Source organism: Aeromonas bivalvium (genome assembly GCF_000819765.1).
Taxonomy (GTDB): Bacteria; Pseudomonadota; Gammaproteobacteria; order Enterobacterales; family Aeromonadaceae; genus Aeromonas; species Aeromonas bivalvium.
The window spans coordinates 8,758-9,714 of the sequence record NZ_CDBT01000039.1; the positions used below are offsets into that span (position 1 = coordinate 8,758).

2 protein-coding genes are annotated in these 957 nt (G+C 73.7%); both read left to right on the forward strand.

Going from position 1 to position 957, the window contains the following annotated elements; all coding sequences use genetic code 11:
- Positions 1 to 369: 5-oxoprolinase subunit PxpB (gene pxpB, locus BN1119_RS20715; protein WP_041998189.1), on the forward strand; the 369-nt coding region annotated here is incomplete at its 5' end.
- Positions 363 to 957: 5-oxoprolinase subunit C family protein (locus BN1119_RS12115; RefSeq protein WP_041998191.1), on the forward strand; the 595-nt coding region annotated here is incomplete at its 3' end. The genes pxpB and BN1119_RS12115, both read left to right, overlap by 7 nt.

Genomic DNA, 957 nt, shown 5'->3' on the forward strand with positions numbered 1-957 from the left:
GAATGGGGCCCCGATCTGGAGGAAGCCGCCCGCCACTGCGGCCTGACGCCGGCCGAGCTGGTGGCGCGTCACAGCGGCGGCGACTACCGGGTCTACTTCCTCGGTTTCCAGCCCGGCTTCGCCTATCTGGGGGGGCTGGCGCCGGCGCTGGCCGTGCCGCGGCGCAGGGAGCCCAGGCTGAAGGTCCCCGCCGGCAGCGTCGGCATCGGTGGGGCCCAGACCGGCATCTACCCGGCGGCGAGCCCTGGCGGCTGGCAGCTCATCGGGCGCACGGATCTGACGCTGTTCGACCATGAGCGTGACGAGCCATCCTATCTGCTGCCCGGCGATCGGGTGCGCTTCGTCCCCCTGGGAGGTTCCCCATGCTAGAGGTCATCCGCCCCGGGCTCCAGAGCACAGTCCAGGATCTCGGCCGCGCCGGTGTGCGCCATCTGGGCATCGCCCAGGGGGGCGCCCTCGACAGGGAGGCGCTGATCCTGGCCAATCGCCTGGTGGGCAACCCCGCCGGGGCGGCGGGGATAGAACTGGTGCTGGGGGCGGCCGAGTTTCGCCTGCTGCGCGATGGCTGGCTGGCGCTGACCGGTGCCGACTGCGCCGCCACCCTGGACGGCGAACCTGTCTGGCATGGCTGGCGCTGGCGGGTGCGCCGGGGTCAGCACCTGCGCCTGTCGGCCCCCCGCCATGGCATGCGCACCTATCTCGCGCTGGATGGGGGCCTGGCCGTGGCCCCTGTGATGGGATCGCGCGCCACCGAGTTGCAGGCCGGCTTCGGGGGCCATCAGGGGCGAGCCCTGCTGGCCGGGGATCGCCTGCACCTGGGGACGCCGCTGAGCCATGACGGCCCCCTCGGCGCCCGGCTGCGCGAGTCCGACGCCTGTCTGCGCGTCTTGCCCGGCCCCGAGTTTGACGAGTTCGAACCGGCCGCCGTGGCGGCGCTCTGGCAGGGGGAGTGGCGGC